The following is an 18633-nucleotide window of genomic DNA, read 5'->3' on the forward strand; positions in this document are numbered from 1 at the left end:
GCTCAGTTGGTTAGAGCAACCGGCTCATAACCGGTAGGTCCGGGGTTCGAGTCCCTGAAGGTCCACCATTTTTGGGGGTATAGCTCAGTTGGGAGAGCACCTGCCTTGCACGCAGGGGGTCAGGAGTTCGAATCTCCTTACCTCCACCAAAAACTCTAAACATTTGTTTAGAGTTTTTTTATTTTTCTTAAATATATTCAAATCTAAAATAAATCTATTGATTTAACTAATCTTAAAAGTTTTCCACAAATTTAAAAAAAGAATAACAAGTTATCCACAGAAAACAAATAAGTTATCTACATATAGGGAGTATTTAGTGGATAAATATTTTAACGGAAAGATAATATATAATAATTATCTTTATATGGTATAATTTACAGTATTAATATCTTTAATGAGAATAGAAGGTGAATACCTAAAGATGTCGTATAGAATAAAGCAATTTTTATGGGCTATTTCTGCAAATTTTAAAGAGTTAGATTATAGTTATGTAAGATCAATCTTAAATGATTATGAGTTTAGTTTATTTAAGAGCTTGAAAAAAGGAGAACAGTTGCATTCTATAAAGGTTTCTAAAGATTGTGTTAATTTAGCTAAGAGGAAAGGAATAAATTTAGAGAGTGAATTAAAAATTTTTTCTAAGCTAGGATTATTACATGACATAGGAAAATTATATTATCCTTTAAATATAATGACAAAGTCATTTTTAGTGTTAGGTAAAAAAATATCTAAAAATAGAATAAGTAAATTTCAAAATATAAAACCAATATATATTTATTATAATCATGGTGATAAGGCATTTGATTATCTAAGGGAAGATGATTATGATAAAGAGTTTGTAGAAGCTATTAGAGGACATCACTCTATTAAATCTAGTGAAAACATATTTTTATGCATATTAAAAGAAGCTGATGATATGAATTAATTTTAAGAATAGGTGCATAGTTTTTAAATAAGTTTTATTAAAGCTAATATTCAGTATAAATCATGATGAAAATAAATTAAACAAGTGATAATAACTTAGTTTTACAATTTTTAGTCAGTATAAATTATGTTGAAATAATTTTAAGTTAATTTTATAGATTTAAATAATTTATTCCAATTTCAATTATAAGAATAATACTTTATATAAATATAAGAATTAAATATAAGGATAATATTTAATATAAATTTATAGGAAAATAAAAATTAATTCTAGAAAAATAAGCTATTTATGAGATGTTATTAAGATATAATCTAAAAAATATTTTATATAAACTTATATTATTTTAATTAAAGATTTATAAAAACTATATTATTTAAATTTAAGAGTTATATAAATTTCAATATTTAGATTAAGATTTATATAATATATTCTTTAGACTTTCATTTGCAAAGAGTAAAGTCTATTTAATATTGATTAAGATTTAAGTCTTATATGAATTTTAGTTTTAGTGAAATTTTATTTTATGTAATATATATGAAATGTCAAAATTTAAGGAGGGGAAGTTTTGAAAAATAAGATACTTAATACAGTTCTTATTAGTATCTTACTTCTAGTTGTAGTTTTTTTCGTTTCAACTAATTTTATTATTAATGTTCAATGGTTTAAAGAAGTAGGATATTTAAATGTATTTTTTACTAAGCTTATAGCTATATGTAAGTTATTTGTACCTATATTTATATTATATTTTGGTGTAATAGCTATATATTTATTTACTTTGAGGAAAAGTATTAGAAGCTTGGTAGGTGATACTAAGTTTAAGTCAGTTAAAAAATACTTTTTATTATCAAATTTAGTAATATCAATGTTAGGAGCTGGAGCTACTGCCACAACTCAGTGGTATAAAATTCTTCAATTTACTAATGCAGTTCCTTTTGGAGAAGTAGATCCTATTTTTGATAAGGATATATCTTTTTATGTTTTTAAATTACCTTTAGTACAGTCTATTTTTAGCACAGCTATTTCTCTAATAATTATTTTAGTTCTTATAACAGTTATCATATATTTAGCTTTAGGATTTAAAGATAAAATTTATCAAAACAAGGATAACGTTATAAATATAAATAGTAAAACTTATGGAATAAGAAAGTTTGCAGGAAAACAACTAGCAGTTTTGGCTTCAGTATTATCACTGCTTATAGGATGTAGCTATTTATTAAAGTCATATAATTTAGTTTATAGTACTAGAGGGGTATCCTATGGAGCTGGTTATACAGATGTTAAAATAACAATGATATTTTATAAGGTTATAGCTGTAGCTTGTGTAATATCTTCAATAGTAGTTTTTATTTCAATTTTAAAGTTGAAGTTTAGACCTATTATAATATCAATTGCATCAATTGCTGTACTTATTGTTTTAGAGCCTGTAGTGGCTATTCTTACTCAACAGTTTGTAGTTAAACCAAATGAAATGGAACTTGAAAAACCTTATATTTCATATAGTATTGATGCTACTAAAAAAGCTTTTAATATTGATGAAATTGAAGTTAAAGAAATGGAACCAAATGAAAATATAACTAGTGAAAAATTAGAAGATAATAAAGATATCATTGAAAACCTAAAGGTTAATTCAACAGGACCTTTATTAAGTTTTTATCAGCAAGTTCAACTTATAAAAAATTATTATGAATTTAATGATGCAGACACAGATAGATATAATATAAATGGTAAATATACTCAAGTATTTGTATCTCCAAGGGAAATAAACAGAGATTCTATGACTACATGGCAAAATAAGCATCTTAGATATACCCATGGGTATGGTTTAGCTATGAGTAGGGTTAATAGTGTAACAGAATTTGGACAACCTGACTTTGTTATGAAAGATATACCAACAGTAAATACAACAGATATTAATATTGAAAATCCAAGAATTTATTTTGGAGAAAGTGATAATGATTATGTTATTGTAAATACTGAAGGGGGAGAGTTTGACTATCCAACAGGAGATACAGAAAATACATTTAACTATAATGGAACTGGTGGATTAAAGATGACACCTTTTAATAGAGTGTTATTTAGTATTTATGAAAGAAATCCTAAAATATTAATGTCTAGTTCCATAACTTCAGAAAGTAGAATAATTCTTAATCGTAATATAGTTAAGAGGGTTCAGGAAATAGCTCCATTTTTAACTTATGATAGTGATCCATATATAGTAGTTCATGATGGAAGATTGGTTTGGATGATGGATGCATATACATCAACAGATAAGTACCCATTTTCAGAGCCTCATGAAGGAGTAAACTATATAAGGAATTCAGTTAAGGTTGTGGTTGATGCTTTTAATGGAAATGTAGATTTTTATGTAACAGATGAGAATGACCCTATAATTAATTGTTATTTAAAAATATATAAAGGTTTATTTAAGCCTTTATCAGAAATGCCAGAGGATTTAAAAGAGCATTTTAGATATCCTCAAGACTTATTTGAATTACAAAGTAAGGTGTTAACAAAATATCATGTAGATGATCCTATTAAACTATTTACTGAGGAAGATTTATGGGATAGATCACTAGAGGTTGTTAAGCATGGAGGAGAGAACCTAAGTCAAGGAGATGAAGGTAAGGAAGAATCTATTCTTAATAAGGCAAAAGAAAATAAAAACAATGAAGCTGAAAATGAAGGCCTTTATCTTATGACGAAATTACCTGATGAAGAAAATGTTGAAATGATGCTTCTAGATTATTTTAATATGAGAGGAAAACAAAGCATGGTAGCACTTTTAGGAGCTAGAATGGATGGAGATAATTATGGAGAACTAGTTATGTATAAATTCCCTCCTCAAAGAACTATATATAGTCCAATTTTATTTAAGAATAGAATACAACAGGATCCTAATATTTCTAAGGAAATAAGTCTTTGGGCTGGAAAGGGATCTGAGGTTATATATGGTGATATAATCATTGTTCCTATAGAAGATTCATTACTATATTTAAATACAATTTATTTAAAGGCAAACTCAGAAAATAGTATGCCTGAAATGAAAAGAGTAATTCTTTCTAATGGAGATAAAATAGTTATAGAAGAAAATATAGAAAAGGCACTTTTAAAGCTATTTAATTATAATTCATCTGAAGAGAATAAAAACTCAAATAAGGATGAAACTCCAAAGACTGAAACAACTTCAGATAACAGTGGAGTAAAAGAAGCTGCTGATTTATTTAATAAAGCTATAGAAGCTCAAAAAAATGGTGACTGGGCAACTTATGGAGAATTTATAAATAAATTAGGAGATGTTCTAAACAAAATGTCACAAGAGTAAATTAATTATTAGTTCTTAAAAAATAATTAAGGACTAGTTAAAAATTTTATATTTAAATTTATTTTATATAAATTTAAATAAACTTGAGTATTTTAAGTAGATTTTTTAATTTTAATTTATTAAGATTTTATAGAAATTTACTTGAATACTCTTTTTTTATATTGCTATAATTTTAGGAATCATTACAATAGTATATATATTTTATGATATAATTTTTAGTAGAATATATCTAAGAGCTAGGGGTGAAACATATGGATTATGATGTGTTGATATTAGGTGGAGGAATCATAGGATGCTCTGTTGCATATGAGTTATCAAAGTATAACTTAAATATAGCTCTTATAGAGAAGGATTTTGATATTGCAGATGATGTTTCCTTTGTTAATACAGCAATTGTATATGACGGTTCTGAATGCAAGGACAATTTAATGAGTTACTTAGAGAATATGGGAAACATGATGTTACCTGAAATAACTAAAAAATTAAATGTTCCATTTAAGAGGGTAGGACATTTAACTATAGCTGATAATGATGAAACAGTTAGAATAATTGAAGAGAACTATAAGAGAGCTAAATCAAGAGGAATAAATAATATTTATTTAATTGATGAAAAAAGAGCAAGAGAAATAGAGCCTAATTATAAAGGTGAAATAAAGAAAGCTATGTATTCAGAAAATATAGCTGTTACAAGTCCATATGATTTAGCTATAGGATTTGCTGAAATAGCTTATGATAATGGAGTAAGTTTTAGATTAGAGGAAGTAGTTTTAGATATTCAAAGTATAGCTAAAGGCTTTAAAGTAACTACAAATAAAAATAAATTTACTTGTAGATTTGTTATAAACACAACTCCAAGTGAACATTATACTATAGATCAAGATAAGGATTATGAACAAAAAAATGCTTTAAAAACATATTATCTATTATTAAATGATGAAATAAAAGAGAAAACATCAAATATAGTTGTTAAATTAAAAAATGAAGAGGAGTTTATAATTCAAAAGAATACTGTTAATGGAGATACTTTAATAGGTATAAACTCAAACAATTCATTAGGTTTTATGAAGTCATTAAAAATAGCTAAAGAGATGATAAATAGCATTAGTAGAAAGCATGTTAAGGATATTTTCTATGACAATCACAATCAGGATAGACTGATTATAGATGATAGTAGAAAAAATAAGGGATATATAAAGGTTATGGGAAATCACTATGGTGAGGTTACTATAGCACCAGCTGTATCTAAGATAATATGCGATGAGATAATAGATAAATTAAATTGTAGTTTAAATAAAAACTTTGTAGATAAAAGAAGGGAATTCTATCGTTTTAGGGAATTATCTGATGATGAGAGAAATGAACTTATATCTTTAGATAAGAGATATGGAAAGATAGTATGCCTTTGCAATGGTATTAGTGAAGGAGAAATTGTAGACTGCATAAGACGTCCACTAGGGGCAAGAACTGTTGAGGGTGTAAAAAGAAGAACAGGTGCCACCTTTGGAACTTGTCATGGAGCTTACTGTATAAGCAAAATAATAAATATATTAGCAAGAGAGCTTGAAAAAAAGCCAACAGAAATAGTTGAGGATTCAAAGAATTCCAAGGTTTTAGCATCTAGAATTAAGGAATTTGATAGAGTCTAAAGGGGTGGTTTAATGCATAAAGATATATTTACTAGTGTGGTAAGAGTTAGAGGATCTAAAAAATATAATGTAGTTCCTGTAAAAAGTAATAAACCAGTTGAGATATCTAAGTGGATTGATTTTTCAAATGTTTTAAGTAGATTATATGTTGGAGTGCCAACTAAAAGTGGAAATGTGGTATGCAAAAATATAATGAATACTGGTGTAGACATTATATGCACAAAAAATCTACCAAAAGATAGTTAAGAATTGACAAAAAGCAAATATTAAAGTATATTTTTTATATATTATGTTTAAATTAATAATAAACCGTTGATCAGGCTAGTAATGTTATATATTGCTTTCAGAGAGCTAGTGGTTTTGGTGTGAACTAGTACAATATTTTCATGAATCCACCTGTGAGGGACTGTGATGAGCAGTACGGAATTAACCGTTAAAGTTTTTAAGAGGATAAAATCTTTTTTTGATTTTATCAATTAGGGTGGCAACGCGGAGTCTTTTCGTCCCTTTTTATAGGGAATGGAGGCTCCTTTTTTATATATTTTTTTAGTTAATAAAATTTTAAATATAAATAAGGTTCTTGAAAGGAGAATGGCAATGTTAGATTTAAAAAAGTTAAGAAGTAATACTGAAGAAGTGAAAAAAGCTTTATCTAATAGAGGAGAAGACTTTGATGTAAATGTTATAGACGAAGTTATAGCTTTAGATGAAGAAAGAAGAAAAATTTTAGTTGATGTTGAGGCTTTAAAGAAACAAAGAAACGAAGTATCAGCTGAAATTCCAAAGAGAAAAAAAGCTGGAGAAGACGTTACAGAAGTAATGGCTGAAATGAGAGAAATAGGAGATAAAATAAAGGCTGATGATGCTAAAGTTGCTGAGTTAAACGATAAAATTAACTATATAATGCTAAGAATTCCTAATATACCAAACCCAGCTGTTCCAGAAGGGGAAACTGATGAGGACAATGTTGAAATAAAAAGATGGGGAGAGCCTACTAAATTCAACTTTGAACCAAAAGCACACTGGGATTTAGGAACAGATTTAGATCTTTTAGACTTCGAAAGAGGAGGAAAAGTTGCTGGATCAAGATTTACAGTTTACAAAGGAATGGGTGCTAGATTAGAAAGATCTATAATCAACTACTTCTTAGATAAACATACATTTGAAAATGGATATACTGAAGTATTACCACCATACATGGTAAATAGAGATAGTATGACTGGTACTGGTCAACTTCCAAAATTCGAAGAAGATGCTTTCAAAGTAGAAAACAATGGATATTTCTTAATACCAACAGCTGAGGTTCCTGTAACTAATATGTACAGAAATGAAACTTTAGAGGGAGATAAACTTCCAATAAAACATGCTGCATATAGTGCTTGTTTCAGAGCAGAAGCTGGTTCAGCAGGAAGAGATACAAGAGGTCTTATAAGACAACACCAATTTAATAAAGTTGAGTTAGTTAAGTTCTGTAAACCTGAGCAAAGCTATGAAGAATTAGATAAATTAGTTCAAGATGCTGAATCTGTATTACAAGGTTTAGGATTACCATATAGAATAGTTAGAATATGTAAAGGTGATTTAGGATTCACTGCTGCATTAAAATATGATATAGAAGTTTGGATGCCAAGCTACAATAGATATGTTGAAATTTCAAGTTGTTCAAACTTTGAAGATTTCCAAGCTAGAAGAGCTAACATTAAATATAAAAATTCTCCAAAGGAAAAACCACAATTTGTTCATACATTAAATGGATCAGGGGTTGCTATTGGAAGAACTGTAGCTGCTATATTAGAAAACTATCAACAAGAAGATGGATCAGTAGTTATACCAGAAGCTTTAAAAGAATATATGAGATGTGATTTACTAAAATAATTACAGTTTCTTTTAGAAGAAATATATAATTAGATTTATAGTTATATATTAAAATAAATAAGTTTAGTATAGAGTTAAAAAAACGGTATTTTAATACCGTTTTTTTATTTTTTGTGTCAAAAAATAAACCATTAACATAGTATAAATTAGGTGAAATAAAAGTGAGGTGTAATTATTATGGATAATTGTAAATATAACTATAAATGTAATTGTGGATGTAATTGGGATAAATATGAGGATAATTGTCATAAATGCAGAAAGTTAGAGAAAGTAGCTGAAGAGTTAACTAGAGAATCTGCTGAACTTAATGAAGCAGTTGAAGAAAAATTTGAAGGTATAAAATACATTCAAAAAGAGATTGATGAATTAGAAGAAAGATTAGAATGTTTAAGAAAAAAACAAAAATCTTTATTCTGTGAAGCAATGGAACTAGATAGGGAATTAGACAAGACAGTTTTTGAAGCTTTTAAACACTTATTTGCTACAATTGAATGCTATAAAAAATGCAAAAATAATGAAAAACCTGAAAGACCAGAAAAACCTGACAAACCAGGAAGACCTGGATGTGGTTGTAAATATTGCTGTAAGGATAGATAATAAACTTATTTTTGTATAGGTTTTAAATTTTATATAAAAGATACTGTATTTAAATCAAATATAGTATCTTTTATTTTTATTTTTTTTATAAAAAAAGTATTGACATAAATTTAAACCGTTGATATAATAATTATCGTACCGCGGAGAGATGGTCGAGTTGGTTTAAGGCACCGGTCTTGAAAACCGGCGTGCGTGTGAGCGTACCATGGGTTCGAATCCCATTCTCTCCGCCATTTTTTTTATAAAAAATAAAAATGGGATATTATGGAGAATTACTCAAGTGGCTGAAGAGGCTCCCCTGCTAAGGGAGTAGGTCGGGCAACCGGCGCCCGGGTTCAAATCCCGGATTCTCCGCCAAAGCATCTAGTTTTACTAGGTGCTTTTATTTATGTTTAATGTAAAATAATTTGAAGAGACATTTACTTTATAAAGTATTTTAGATAAACTTCTTTATGTAATTAATAAGTCTTAAAAACAGGTTTAAGCAAAATATTTTTATAATTTATTAAATACAAAAATTGTTAATATAAAATTTATAGATAATATAATCTTGTTTGTAGTTAAAAATGTATAATTTAATTATATGAATTTTATTGGGAGGAGATATTTTGAAAGGATCATCAGGGCCAGTTAGACCTAAAAAAACAAAAAGATCAACAGCATATACACTATCTTTATATTTAGGATGGAGTAGTATTTTTGCAGCACTATACTTTTTTATTGTAGGATTACCTTTTTCAATTCCTGGTATTATTGCTGGTTACATAGCTTTTAAAAAGCACAATGAAGGTAAATTACCATTAATATTAAATATAATAGGATTTCTTTTAACAGTATTTACTTGGGTATTATTTATGAAGATACCATTAAAATAATTATTAAGAAAAAAGATACTATAATGGAATAAAAAATAGTATCTTTTTTTATAAAAAAATAGTTGACATATAAAATGAAAATGATATAATAATAAATGTGTCAAACATGGAGAGATGGTCGAGTTGGTTTAAGGCACCGGTCTTGAAAACCGGCGTGCGTGTGAGCGTACCATGGGTTCGAATCCCATTCTCTCCGCCACAAGTGGAGAATTACTCAAGTGGCTGAAGAGGCTCCCCTGCTAAGGGAGTAGGTCGGGCAACCGGCGCCCGGGTTCAAATCCCGGATTCTCCGCCAAAAGCATCTAGTTTTACTAGATGCTTTTTTTGCTTAATTTTTATTTCTTTTAGAGAAGTCATGTTCTCTAAGACATTCCTTAATAAATAGCTTAAGCTTTTCATTGTCTTCATTTAAAAGTTCGATAAAAGCTTCCTTAAAAACCTTTTTAAAAAATCCAGTAAGTAATATATAAATAATAAAAGTAAAAAATATAAAATAAAGAAATGTACTCATATAGATTTCCCCTCCTTAATTAAAAAATATTATACCATAAATTTGAATTTAAGTAATTAAAAGTGATTAAAATAAAGAATTTTTATGAAATTTAACTAATTAACATAGTATTATTCCTAAGAATATTCCTAAGAAAAGTGATTTGAATTAGATTTATTTTCAATAAAGTTTAAATTATTTATCATAGAGCATATATTAATCCAAGAAAAATATAAATATATATGAAGCAGTATTTTATGGAGTTATGAATGAAAGTTGAAAAACTAAATGATATTAAAAATAATTCTAAGGAAATTATTTTTAATAGTAATTCTAAAATAGTCTTATTTAGTGATTGTCATAGGGGAGATGGCACATATAAAGATAGTTTAGCTCCTAATATCAACATTTATCTATCAGCTATAAGGTATTATTATAAAAATAAATTTACTTATATAGAAGTTGGAGATGGTGATGAATTATGGAAGTTTAAAGATATACAAGAGATATATGATATGAATTATGAAATCTATGAAGTTTTAGAAGAATTTAAAGAAAAAAATAGACTTTATATGATATATGGAAATCATGATAAAGATAAGAGTAAGATAAAATTTTTAAGGAAAAACAAGAGAAGAAATAGGTTTAATCACTCTGCTTCAGATTTTTATAGTACTTTAAAGATATATGAATCTTTAGTACTAGTGCATGAAGAAAGTAAAAAAGATTTTTTTGTAATTCATGGTCATCAAATAGATTTTTTAAATAATGAATTAGCTTTTTTATCAAAATTTTTAGTGAGATATGTTTGGGCTATTTTAGAGGCTTTTATGGGGTTTAAAGATCCTACAAGTCCTGCAAAGAGTAATAATAAAAGAAATTTATTTGATGAGAAAATAAGCAAGTGGGCAGAGGAAAATAAAACTAGAGTTATTTTAGGACATACACATAAAACACTATTTCCTAAAAGTAGGAATGAATCAACATACTTTAACATAGGGTGCTGTGTATTACCTAGAACTATTACAGCTATAGAAATTGAGCGTGGCGAGATTTCACTTATAAAGTGGACAATAAAGGCTGATGAAAAGGGATCTCTTTTTGTTGGAAGAGATATTATAGGTGGGCCTATTAGAATAGAAAATTATTAAAGAAAAAACTCTAATGTTATACACAAAAAACATTAGAGTTTTATATTTTCTGTTGATAATTTCAATTTTTATGTTAATAAATTATATTTTAATTATCATTCTTTCCATTATCTTTTACTTCTTTATGGTGTGCTTTTTTCTCTTTTTCTTCTCTTTCTTGCTCTTCAAGGAAACATGCCATTGGATTGCCAAGCTTAGTTTCAATTTCAGCTGTAGTATCCATAAATTTTTTGAAAGTATCACCTATTTTCATTTAAAACACCCCTTATTGGTTAATAACCATCTTTATGATTATTTATGATTTCACCATTATTATATAATGTATTGTAATCTATTTCTATAATAAAATGCCTTATATATTTTTTTTGTCATATTGCTATTTAAAAGGCATAATTAAGTATAAAATGTTATTATAAGAGGTAATAATTTGGAAATATATAAATAAATTTCGAGGTGTAAATATGGGCTTAAAAATTATATATGGAAGAGCAGGTTCTGGTAAAAGTACTTTTTGTATAAATCAAATAAAAAAGAAAATAAATAATTCACCTAATAATAAATTAATTTTACTTGTCCCAGAACAATTTACTTTTCAAACTGAGAATAAAGTGTTAAATGCCATAGGAGAAAGGTATGTTTTAAATGCTGAGGTTCTTAGTTTTAAAAGACTTGCTCACAATGTTTTTAATGAATGTGGAGGAGCAACTAGAACTATTATGGGGGATGCTGGTAAAAGCATGCTTATTTTTAAGGTACTAGAAGATTTAGGGGATAATATGACTGTGTTTAAAAATGCTTCTAGACAAAAGGGCTTTATAGACATAGCATCAAAGACAATAACTGAGTTTAAAAAGTATAATGTTAATAATGAAGTTTTAGATTTAACTATTAATGAAATAGAAGATGAAAATCTAAAAATGAAGATGGAAGAATTAAAGGATGTTTTTAATGAATTTAACTCAAGACTTCATGAGGGATATGTTGATGAAGAGGATCAACTTTTACTATTAAATGAAAAGTTAGATGGATGTTCTTTATATGATGGAGCTGAAATTTGGATAGATGAGTTTAGTTCCTTTACTCCAAATCAGTTAAGTGTTATAGGAAAATTATTAAAAAGAGCTAAAAGTGTTAACATAACTTTATCCATAGATGAGGTAAATTCACCTAAAGGGGAAAGTGATCTGTTTGTTGCTACAAAAAATACAGAAAAAAGATTAATGAATTTAATACAAGAAGAAGGAATTGCTTTTAATGGATATATTGATTTAAACGAAGATATTCCCTATAGATTCAAAGAGAATAAGGAATTAGCACATATAGAAAGGCAACTTTATGCATATCCTTTTAAACAGTATAGAGGAAAAAATAATAGTTTAAGGCTTTATAGAGCAAATAATAACTACGATGAAATTGAGTTTGTAGCTAAGGATATATTAAGACTTGTTAGAGAGAAGCAATACAGATTTAAGGATATTTCAGTAATATGCAGAGATGTAGATAATTATGAGAAGGTTGTATCAGCTATTTTTGCGGAGTATGAGATTCCTTATTATATAGACAAAAAGATAGATATAGCTAGTAATCCACTTATTGTTTTTATAAACTCAGCAGTAGATATAATAAGCAAGAATTGGACTTATGAAAGTATGTTTAAATATCTTAAAACTGGACTTATTAAAGAGTTTAGAGGGATTGAAGGAGCAGAGCTTATTGATGAACTAGAAAACTATGTATTGGCCTATGGAATAAAGGGCAAAAAGTGGATGGAAGAATGGATTAACTATAGTTCTAGCATTTTAAAAGAAGAAGAGATATCAGAGGAAAATAAGCAAAGATTAGAAAGATTAAATGATATTAGAGAGACTATAGTAGCTCCTTTAGATGAGTTTAATAAACAGTGTAAAGGAAAGAAAACCTTAAAGGAATTTGCCACAATTTTATATGAATTTTTAGACTCTAAATTAGATGTTATGGATACCATAGATAAATATGTTGATTATTTCAAGGAAAATGATATGGCTATTGAGGCAAAGGAATATTCTGAGGTAAGAGATATTTTCATAGATGTTTTAGAGCAGGCAGTTGATGTTCTAGGAAATGAAGTTATGGATTTAAATGAATTTATGAAGGTATTAAATATTGGATTATCTCAGTATGAAATGGGATTAATTCCTGTAGCATTAGATCAAGTAAACATAGGAGATATCACAAGAATAAAAAGTAGGGGAACAAAGGCTTTATACATTATAGGAGTAAATGATGGGGTACTCCCTTCAGCTAGCAAAGAAGAAGGAATATTATCAGATAATGATAGAGAGATTTTACTTGAAAAAGGAATTTCACTAGCTTCAGATACTAGAACTAAAATCTTTGAAGAGCAATTTTTAGTTTATACAGCTTTTACCATAGCAGAGGAATACTTAGTTGTTACTTATCCTTTAGCAGATTTTGAAGGTAAATCTCAAAGACCTTCTATTATAGTTCATAGACTTAAAAAGATACTTCCAAATGTAAAGGAAGAAAGTGAAGGCTTTAAATTAGTAAATGATAAGTATGAGAAGATTTCTGCTAAAATTCCTACTTTAAATGAGCTTATGATAGCAATTAGGAAAAATTATGATGGTGCTGAGATAGAGGACTATTGGAAATATGTTTATGATTGGTATTTAAGAGAACCTAAGTGGAAAGAAAGAATAGAGTATGTAAGGAAGGGGCTTGAATACACTAATTTAGAAAATAATATTTCAAAGGAAAAGGCTAAAAAGCTTTATGAAGATAATAAAAATAAAATTTCACTAAGTGTTTCAAGATTAGAAAGATATGCCCAGTGTCCATTTGCTTACTATATACAATATGGATTAAAGGCTAAGGACAGAAAAATATATGAGTTTACAGCGCCTGATTTAGGTAGCTTTATGCATGAAATATTAGATGAGTTTACCAATGAAATTAAAGAAAAAGATTTAAAATGGAGTGATTTAAGCAAGGAGAATTGCAGAAACATAATAAATTCTTTAGTTGATAATCAGATTAAAAACAATAAGTCATCCATATTAAATAGTTCAAAGAGATATTCTTATTTCACAGATAGATTTAAGAGAATTCTTACAAAATCAGTTATGGTAATTAGTGAACAGATGAAGAGAAGTGACTTTGAAATTTATAAAAATGAATTAGACTTTGGATTTTCTAAAGATGTAAATTCAATAAAACTAGACCTTCCTTCAGGAGAAAGTTTTTATTTAAATGGGAGAATAGATAGAGTTGATAAATTAAATTTAGATGGTGAAACATATTTAAGAATTATAGATTATAAAACTGGTTCTAAAAAGTTTGACTTAAATAAATTTTATAATGGACTTCAAATGCAACTTTTAGTTTATTTAGATGCTCTTATAAATAATTCAGAAAATATAGTTGAAAATCAAGCTATGCCAGGGGCAATACTTTATTTTAGAATAGATGACCCTATATTAAAGTCTAAGGGAGATTTAACAGAAGAAGAAATAAAAAGTGAGGTTTTAAAAGAGTTAAAATTAGAAGGGCTTTTACTAGATGACGTAAAAGTTGTTAAGGCAATGGATAATACTTTAGAACCTGGAACACACTCTCTTATAATACCTGCAAATATGAAAAAGGCAGGGGATTTAGGGAAAAATAAAGCTTTAATAACCATGGAGCAGTTTGAATTATTAAGAAGGTATGTAAATGAAAAAATGGTTGAGATATGCCAAAACATGATAGAAGGTAAAATTGATATAGAACCATGTAAAGAAAATAAAAATATAGTGTGTGATTATTGTAACTACTCACATATATGCCAGTTTGATTCTAGTTTAGAAGACAATAGATACAAAGTTATTCCTAAGAAGAAAGATGAAGACATATGGAAGAGTATAAATGAAAAAGTAGGTGGTGAAGTAAATGGGGACTAAATGGACTGAAGAACAAGAATTAGCTATAAACACTAGAAAATGCAATCTTTTAGTAGCGGCTGCGGCTGGCTCAGGAAAAACTGCTGTATTAGTTGAAAGAATTATAAAAATGATAACAGAGGGTGAAAATCCTGTTGATATAGATAAGCTATTAGTTGTTACATTTACTAATGCTGCTGCCTCTGAAATGAGAGAAAGAATAGGTGATGCAATATCTAAAGCTTTGGAGAAAGATCCCAGTTCTGAAGTGCTTCAAAGACAATTAGCTCTTTTAAATAGAGCTAGTATAACAACTATGCATTCTTTTTGTTTAGAGGTTATAAAAAATAATTTCCACTTAATAGACTTAGACCCAGGATTTAGAATAGGAGATCAAACAGAATGTGAGCTTATAAAGCAAGATATTTTAGCTGACCTTTTTGAGGATATGTATACTAAGGATGATGAGTGCTTTAAAGATTTAGTTGAAGCTTATGGTGGAAGTAAAAGTGATGATAACTTAAATAGCATAATATTAAAATTCTATAATTTTATAATGAGTGGTCCTTGGCCAGAGACTTGGTTAAAGGATAAGGTAGAGGAATTTAACATAAATTCTATAGAGGAACTTGAAGGTAAGAAGTGGATAGAGGTTTTAAAGGAAAGTATAATTTTAGACTTAAATAATGCCTATACAATGCTTACTCAAGCAAGGGATATAGCTGAAATGGGGGGAGGACTTGAGCCTTATTTAGTAAATATATATCCTGAAATAATTCAAGTTGAAGAGCTTAGAATTGCTTTAAGTGAAGGAATAGTAAAGTTTTATAATAATCTTATGGAAGCGAGTTTTGGAAGACTAAAATCAGTTAGAAAAGCTAGTGTCGATGATGAAAGAGCATTAGAAAAAACTAAAAGTCTTAGAGATGAAAGTAAAAAAATAATAGAGAATTTAAGGGATAATGTTTTTGAAACTTCTTTAGAAGAAGCTGTTTTAGGAATGAAAAAGATGTATCCTTTAATGAAATGTTTAAGTGGTTTAGTAATTGAATTTTCTAATAGGTATAGAGATAAAAAAAGAGAAAAGGATATTTTGGATTTTAATGACTTAGAGCATCTTTGCTTAGAAATATTAATAGATAAAGATGAAGAGGGTAATATAAAACCTTCACAGGTTGCTTTAGAATTTAAGGATAGATTTGAAGAAGTTTTAGTTGATGAATATCAAGATAGTAATACAATTCAAGAAACAATTGTAGGGATGGTTTCAAGAAGAGATGTAGAAAATCCTAATGTATTTATGGTTGGAGATGTTAAACAAAGTATATATAAGTTTAGGCAGGCAAATCCAGAACTTTTCTTAGAGAAATATATTAATTATAGAGAGTTTGAAGATTCTAATAGAAAAATAATGCTTTATAAAAACTTTAGAAGCAGAGAAGAAATAATAAATGGAGTAAACTATATCTTTAAAACCTTAATGAGCAATACTGTAGGAGAGCTTGAATATGATGAAAAAGAGGCCTTAAACCTAGGGGCATCCTATGGGGAATTAAATGAAGAAAATGTAGAGAAAGAATATATAGATGAAATAGAAAATCTAAAGGTCGCTGGTGATATAGAGATAAACATATTAAATAAAGCAGGTAACAAGGAATATAGTGATGAGGATGAACTAGGAGAAGAGGAAGAAGATTTAGATAGCATACAGCTAGAAGCTAGAATAATTGGCAAAAAGATTAATGAGCTAATGAATCCTGAAGATGGAAGTCACTATATGGTTTTTGATAAGGATTTAGTGAAATATAGAAAGATTAAATACAAGGATATTGTTATCCTACTTAGAGCAACTAAGAACTGGGCAGAAACCTTTGTTGATGAACTAGGGACTTATGGAATACCTGTTTATGCTGACACAGGAACAGGATATTTTCAAACTATTGAGATTAGAACTATATTAGCCTTATTACACATAATAGATAATCCAATGCAGGATATTTATATACTATCTGCCTTACGTTCACCAATATTTTCATTTACATCTGAAGAATTTGCAGATTTAAGATTATTAAATAAAGATAAATACTTCTTTGAAATCATAAAGGAAGTTGTAGATGGAACTTATGATGAAAGTATATCTAAGGAATTAAAAGGTAAGTGTAAGTACTTCTTAGATTATTTAAATAAGTGGAGAGAAAAGGCAGCTTATATGCCAATAGATGAATTTATTTGGTTCTTATATTCTGATACATCATACTATGGATATGTTGGAACAATGCCAAATGGAGTTCAACGTCAAGCAAATTTAAGAATACTATTCCAAAGAGCAAAGCAATATGAATCAACTAGTTTTAAGGGATTATTTAATTTTATAAACTTCATAAATAAGCTTAAAAAGTCTTCTGGAGATATGGGAAGTGCAAAGATTCTTGGAGAAAATGAGAATGTTGTAAGGATAATGAGTATTCATAAGAGTAAAGGGCTAGAATTCCCAGTTGTTATATTAGGGGGAACAGGAAAGCAATTTAACAAGATGGACTTAAGAGAAGATATACTTCTTCATGAAACCTTAGGTATAGGAACAAATTGTATAGATGTTAAGAAGAGAATAAAGTATGATACTCTTCAAAAGCACGCTATAAAGAAAAAATGTGAATTAGAAGTTTTATCAGAAGAAATGAGAATACTATATGTTGCCTTTACAAGAGCTAAGGAAAAATTAATTATAACTGGTGCTGTATCAGATTTAGAAAAGTCTTGTGAAAATTGGTGCAAAGCTTCAGCTTCTTCAGAGGATAATAGAATAAACCCTGGAAATGTTTTAAAGGGAAAGAGTTATTTAGATTGGATTGGCATGGCTTTAACAAAACATAAAGATGGAGATGCCATAAGAAATATTGGTAATGGAGATATAACTTTAAATTTAGATGACAAATCTAATTGGAGTTTTAAAAGCTGGGATAGAAGTGAGCTTTTAGAAACAAACAATAATAAAAAAGAAAAAAATAATATTGATATTTTTGAAAGTAATAATTGGATTGAATCTAAAAAAGATATAAAAGAAGTTATAGAAATAAGAGATAGACTAGGCTTTAAATATAAATATATAGAGTCTTGTAATACTCCTTCAAATATTTCTGTAACTGAATTAAAGAGAGCTCATCAAGAAGAAGAGTTTATGCAAGAAAGTTATAATATTATTGATAATGAAAGTAGTGAAGAAAATAAAAAAGAAAAAATAAAAAGAAAACCAAGATTTATGGAGGAAAGACAGGAAGAATTCTCAGCAGCTAAGAAGGGGACTATAACTCACTTTGTAATGCAACATATTGATTTAGATAAGGTAACTTATATAGATGAAATAAGAGAAGAAGTTCTTAAAATGGTTAAAAAAGAACTTTTAACAGAAGAAGAAGGAAAAGTGGTAAATGTATTTAAAATACAAAAGTTCTTTAAAAGTGATTTAGGTCAGAGAATGTTAAACTCATATAAATCTGGTAAAAAGGTATATAGAGAGTTACCATTTATAACTGAGATTCCAAGCAGTATTATAGAAAAAAATCTTGATCCTAAAATCTATGGAGAGGAAAAAGTAAGATTACAGGGTATTATAGACGCCTTCTTTGAGGAAGAGGATGGATATGTTCTCTTAGATTATAAAACTGATTATGTTAAAGAGGGAGAGGAAGAAGCCTTCATAAATAAATATAAAATTCAAATTAACTTATATAAAGACACATTGAATAAAATTTTAGGGGAAGAAGTTAAGGAAGCTTATCTGTATTCCTTCTATCTTGAAAAAGAATTAAAAATAAGCAAGGAATAATTTCCTTGC

At 27.9% G+C, this 18633-nt stretch carries 12 protein-coding genes, 5 tRNA genes and 1 other annotated feature; of the genes, 15 read left to right on the top strand and 2 right to left on the bottom strand.

Annotated features, from left to right (window positions below):
* Nucleotides 1–73 precede the first annotated feature (73 nt).
* The 12 genes from ACYUCG_RS13615 (at nt 74) to ACYUCG_RS13670 (ending at nt 9535) form a co-directional block, all read left to right on the top strand.
* Nucleotides 74–149 (top strand) — tRNA-Ala (locus tag ACYUCG_RS13615).
* Nucleotides 150–421: 272 nt separating this feature from the next.
* Nucleotides 422–925, top strand: a complete 504-nt coding sequence (locus ACYUCG_RS13620; protein ID WP_240297335.1) for an HD domain-containing protein — start codon at nt 422–424, stop codon at nt 923–925.
* Between the two features lie 565 nt (nt 926–1490).
* Entirely contained in the window at nt 1491–4247 is a 2757-nt protein-coding gene (locus ACYUCG_RS13625; protein ID WP_460268757.1) for a UPF0182 family protein, read from the top strand.
* A gap of 251 nt (nt 4248–4498) precedes the next feature.
* On the top strand, nt 4499–5893 hold the full coding sequence (locus ACYUCG_RS13630) for an FAD-dependent oxidoreductase (RefSeq protein WP_460268758.1): 1395 nt from the start codon (nt 4499–4501) through the stop codon (nt 5891–5893).
* Nucleotides 5894–5905: 12 nt separating this feature from the next.
* On the top strand, nt 5906–6139 hold the full coding sequence (locus ACYUCG_RS13635; protein WP_003450903.1) for a DUF1667 domain-containing protein: 234 nt from the start codon (nt 5906–5908) through the stop codon (nt 6137–6139).
* Between the two features lie 57 nt (nt 6140–6196).
* Nucleotides 6197–6404, top strand: a binding site (T-box leader).
* A gap of 86 nt (nt 6405–6490) precedes the next feature.
* Nucleotides 6491–7768 carry a serine--tRNA ligase gene (gene serS / locus ACYUCG_RS13640; protein ID WP_003450982.1) on the top strand — a complete coding sequence of 426 codons (1278 nt, stop codon included), beginning with the start codon at nt 6491–6493 and terminating at the stop codon, nt 7766–7768.
* Between the two features lie 177 nt (nt 7769–7945).
* Nucleotides 7946–8365: a hypothetical protein gene (locus ACYUCG_RS13645; RefSeq protein WP_460268759.1), complete on the top strand. Its 420-nt coding sequence runs from the start codon at nt 7946–7948 to the stop codon at nt 8363–8365.
* A 142-nt stretch (nt 8366–8507) separates the two neighbouring features.
* A tRNA-Ser gene (locus ACYUCG_RS13650) sits at nt 8508–8598 on the top strand.
* Between the two features lie 33 nt (nt 8599–8631).
* Nucleotides 8632–8722: transfer RNA gene (locus ACYUCG_RS13655), tRNA-Ser, on the top strand.
* Between the two features lie 251 nt (nt 8723–8973).
* Nucleotides 8974–9240: a hypothetical protein gene (locus tag ACYUCG_RS13660; protein ID WP_060796402.1), complete on the top strand. Its 267-nt coding sequence runs from the start codon at nt 8974–8976 to the stop codon at nt 9238–9240.
* A 108-nt stretch (nt 9241–9348) separates the two neighbouring features.
* Nucleotides 9349–9439 (top strand) — tRNA-Ser (locus ACYUCG_RS13665).
* 5 nt (nt 9440–9444) lie between these two features.
* Nucleotides 9445–9535: transfer RNA gene (locus ACYUCG_RS13670), tRNA-Ser, on the top strand.
* Nucleotides 9536–9568: 33 nt separating this feature from the next.
* Here the strand turns inward: ACYUCG_RS13670 and ACYUCG_RS13675 are convergent.
* Nucleotides 9569–9751 carry a hypothetical protein gene (locus ACYUCG_RS13675; RefSeq protein WP_003450940.1) on the bottom strand — a complete coding sequence of 61 codons (183 nt, stop codon included), beginning with the start codon at nt 9749–9751 and terminating at the stop codon, nt 9569–9571.
* 248 nt (nt 9752–9999) lie between these two features.
* Here ACYUCG_RS13675 and ACYUCG_RS13680 point away from each other — a divergent pair, with 248 nt between their 5' ends.
* Nucleotides 10000–10881, top strand: a complete 882-nt coding sequence (locus ACYUCG_RS13680) for a metallophosphoesterase (protein WP_004456753.1) — start codon at nt 10000–10002, stop codon at nt 10879–10881.
* An 88-nt stretch (nt 10882–10969) separates the two neighbouring features.
* On the opposite strand, the gene ACYUCG_RS13685 is transcribed toward ACYUCG_RS13680, so the two are convergent.
* A complete protein-coding gene (locus ACYUCG_RS13685; protein WP_165489639.1) occupies nt 10970–11134 on the bottom strand; it encodes a hypothetical protein in 165 nt (54 codons plus the stop codon).
* Nucleotides 11135–11342: 208 nt separating this feature from the next.
* On the opposite strand from ACYUCG_RS13685, the gene addB reads away from it, so the two are divergent.
* A complete protein-coding gene (addB, locus tag ACYUCG_RS13690) occupies nt 11343–14819 on the top strand; it encodes a helicase-exonuclease AddAB subunit AddB (RefSeq protein WP_460268760.1) in 3477 nt (1158 codons plus the stop codon).
* Nucleotides 14809–18624 (top strand): helicase-exonuclease AddAB subunit AddA, encoded by a 3816-nt coding sequence (gene addA / locus ACYUCG_RS13695; protein WP_460268761.1) that lies wholly within the window; start codon nt 14809–14811, stop codon nt 18622–18624. The genes addB and addA overlap by 11 nt, the downstream gene beginning before the upstream one ends.
* Nucleotides 18625–18633 lie beyond the last annotated feature (9 nt).

It is taken from the genome of Clostridium sp. CTA-17 (genome assembly GCF_054767895.1).

What these genes read in the sequence shown, in the direction of transcription:
- ACYUCG_RS13620 (WP_240297335.1), top strand. Translation starts at nt 422, where the DNA reads ATGTCGTATAGAATAAAGCAATTTTTATGGGCTATTTCTGCAAATTTT.
- ACYUCG_RS13630 (WP_460268758.1), top strand. Translation starts at nt 4,499, where the DNA reads ATGGATTATGATGTGTTGATATTAGGTGGAGGAATCATAGGATGCTCT.
- ACYUCG_RS13635 (WP_003450903.1), top strand. Translation starts at nt 5,906, where the DNA reads ATGCATAAAGATATATTTACTAGTGTGGTAAGAGTTAGAGGATCTAAA.
- serS (WP_003450982.1), top strand. Translation starts at nt 6,491, where the DNA reads ATGTTAGATTTAAAAAAGTTAAGAAGTAATACTGAAGAAGTGAAAAAA.
- ACYUCG_RS13645 (WP_460268759.1), top strand. Translation starts at nt 7,946, where the DNA reads ATGGATAATTGTAAATATAACTATAAATGTAATTGTGGATGTAATTGG.
- ACYUCG_RS13675 (WP_003450940.1), bottom strand. Translation starts at nt 9,751, where the DNA reads ATGAGTACATTTCTTTATTTTATATTTTTTACTTTTATTATTTATATA.
- ACYUCG_RS13680 (WP_004456753.1), top strand. Translation starts at nt 10,000, where the DNA reads ATGAAAGTTGAAAAACTAAATGATATTAAAAATAATTCTAAGGAAATT.
- ACYUCG_RS13685 (WP_165489639.1), bottom strand. Translation starts at nt 11,134, where the DNA reads ATGAAAATAGGTGATACTTTCAAAAAATTTATGGATACTACAGCTGAA.
- addB (WP_460268760.1), top strand. Translation starts at nt 11,343, where the DNA reads ATGGGCTTAAAAATTATATATGGAAGAGCAGGTTCTGGTAAAAGTACT.
- addA (WP_460268761.1), top strand. Translation starts at nt 14,809, where the DNA reads ATGGGGACTAAATGGACTGAAGAACAAGAATTAGCTATAAACACTAGA.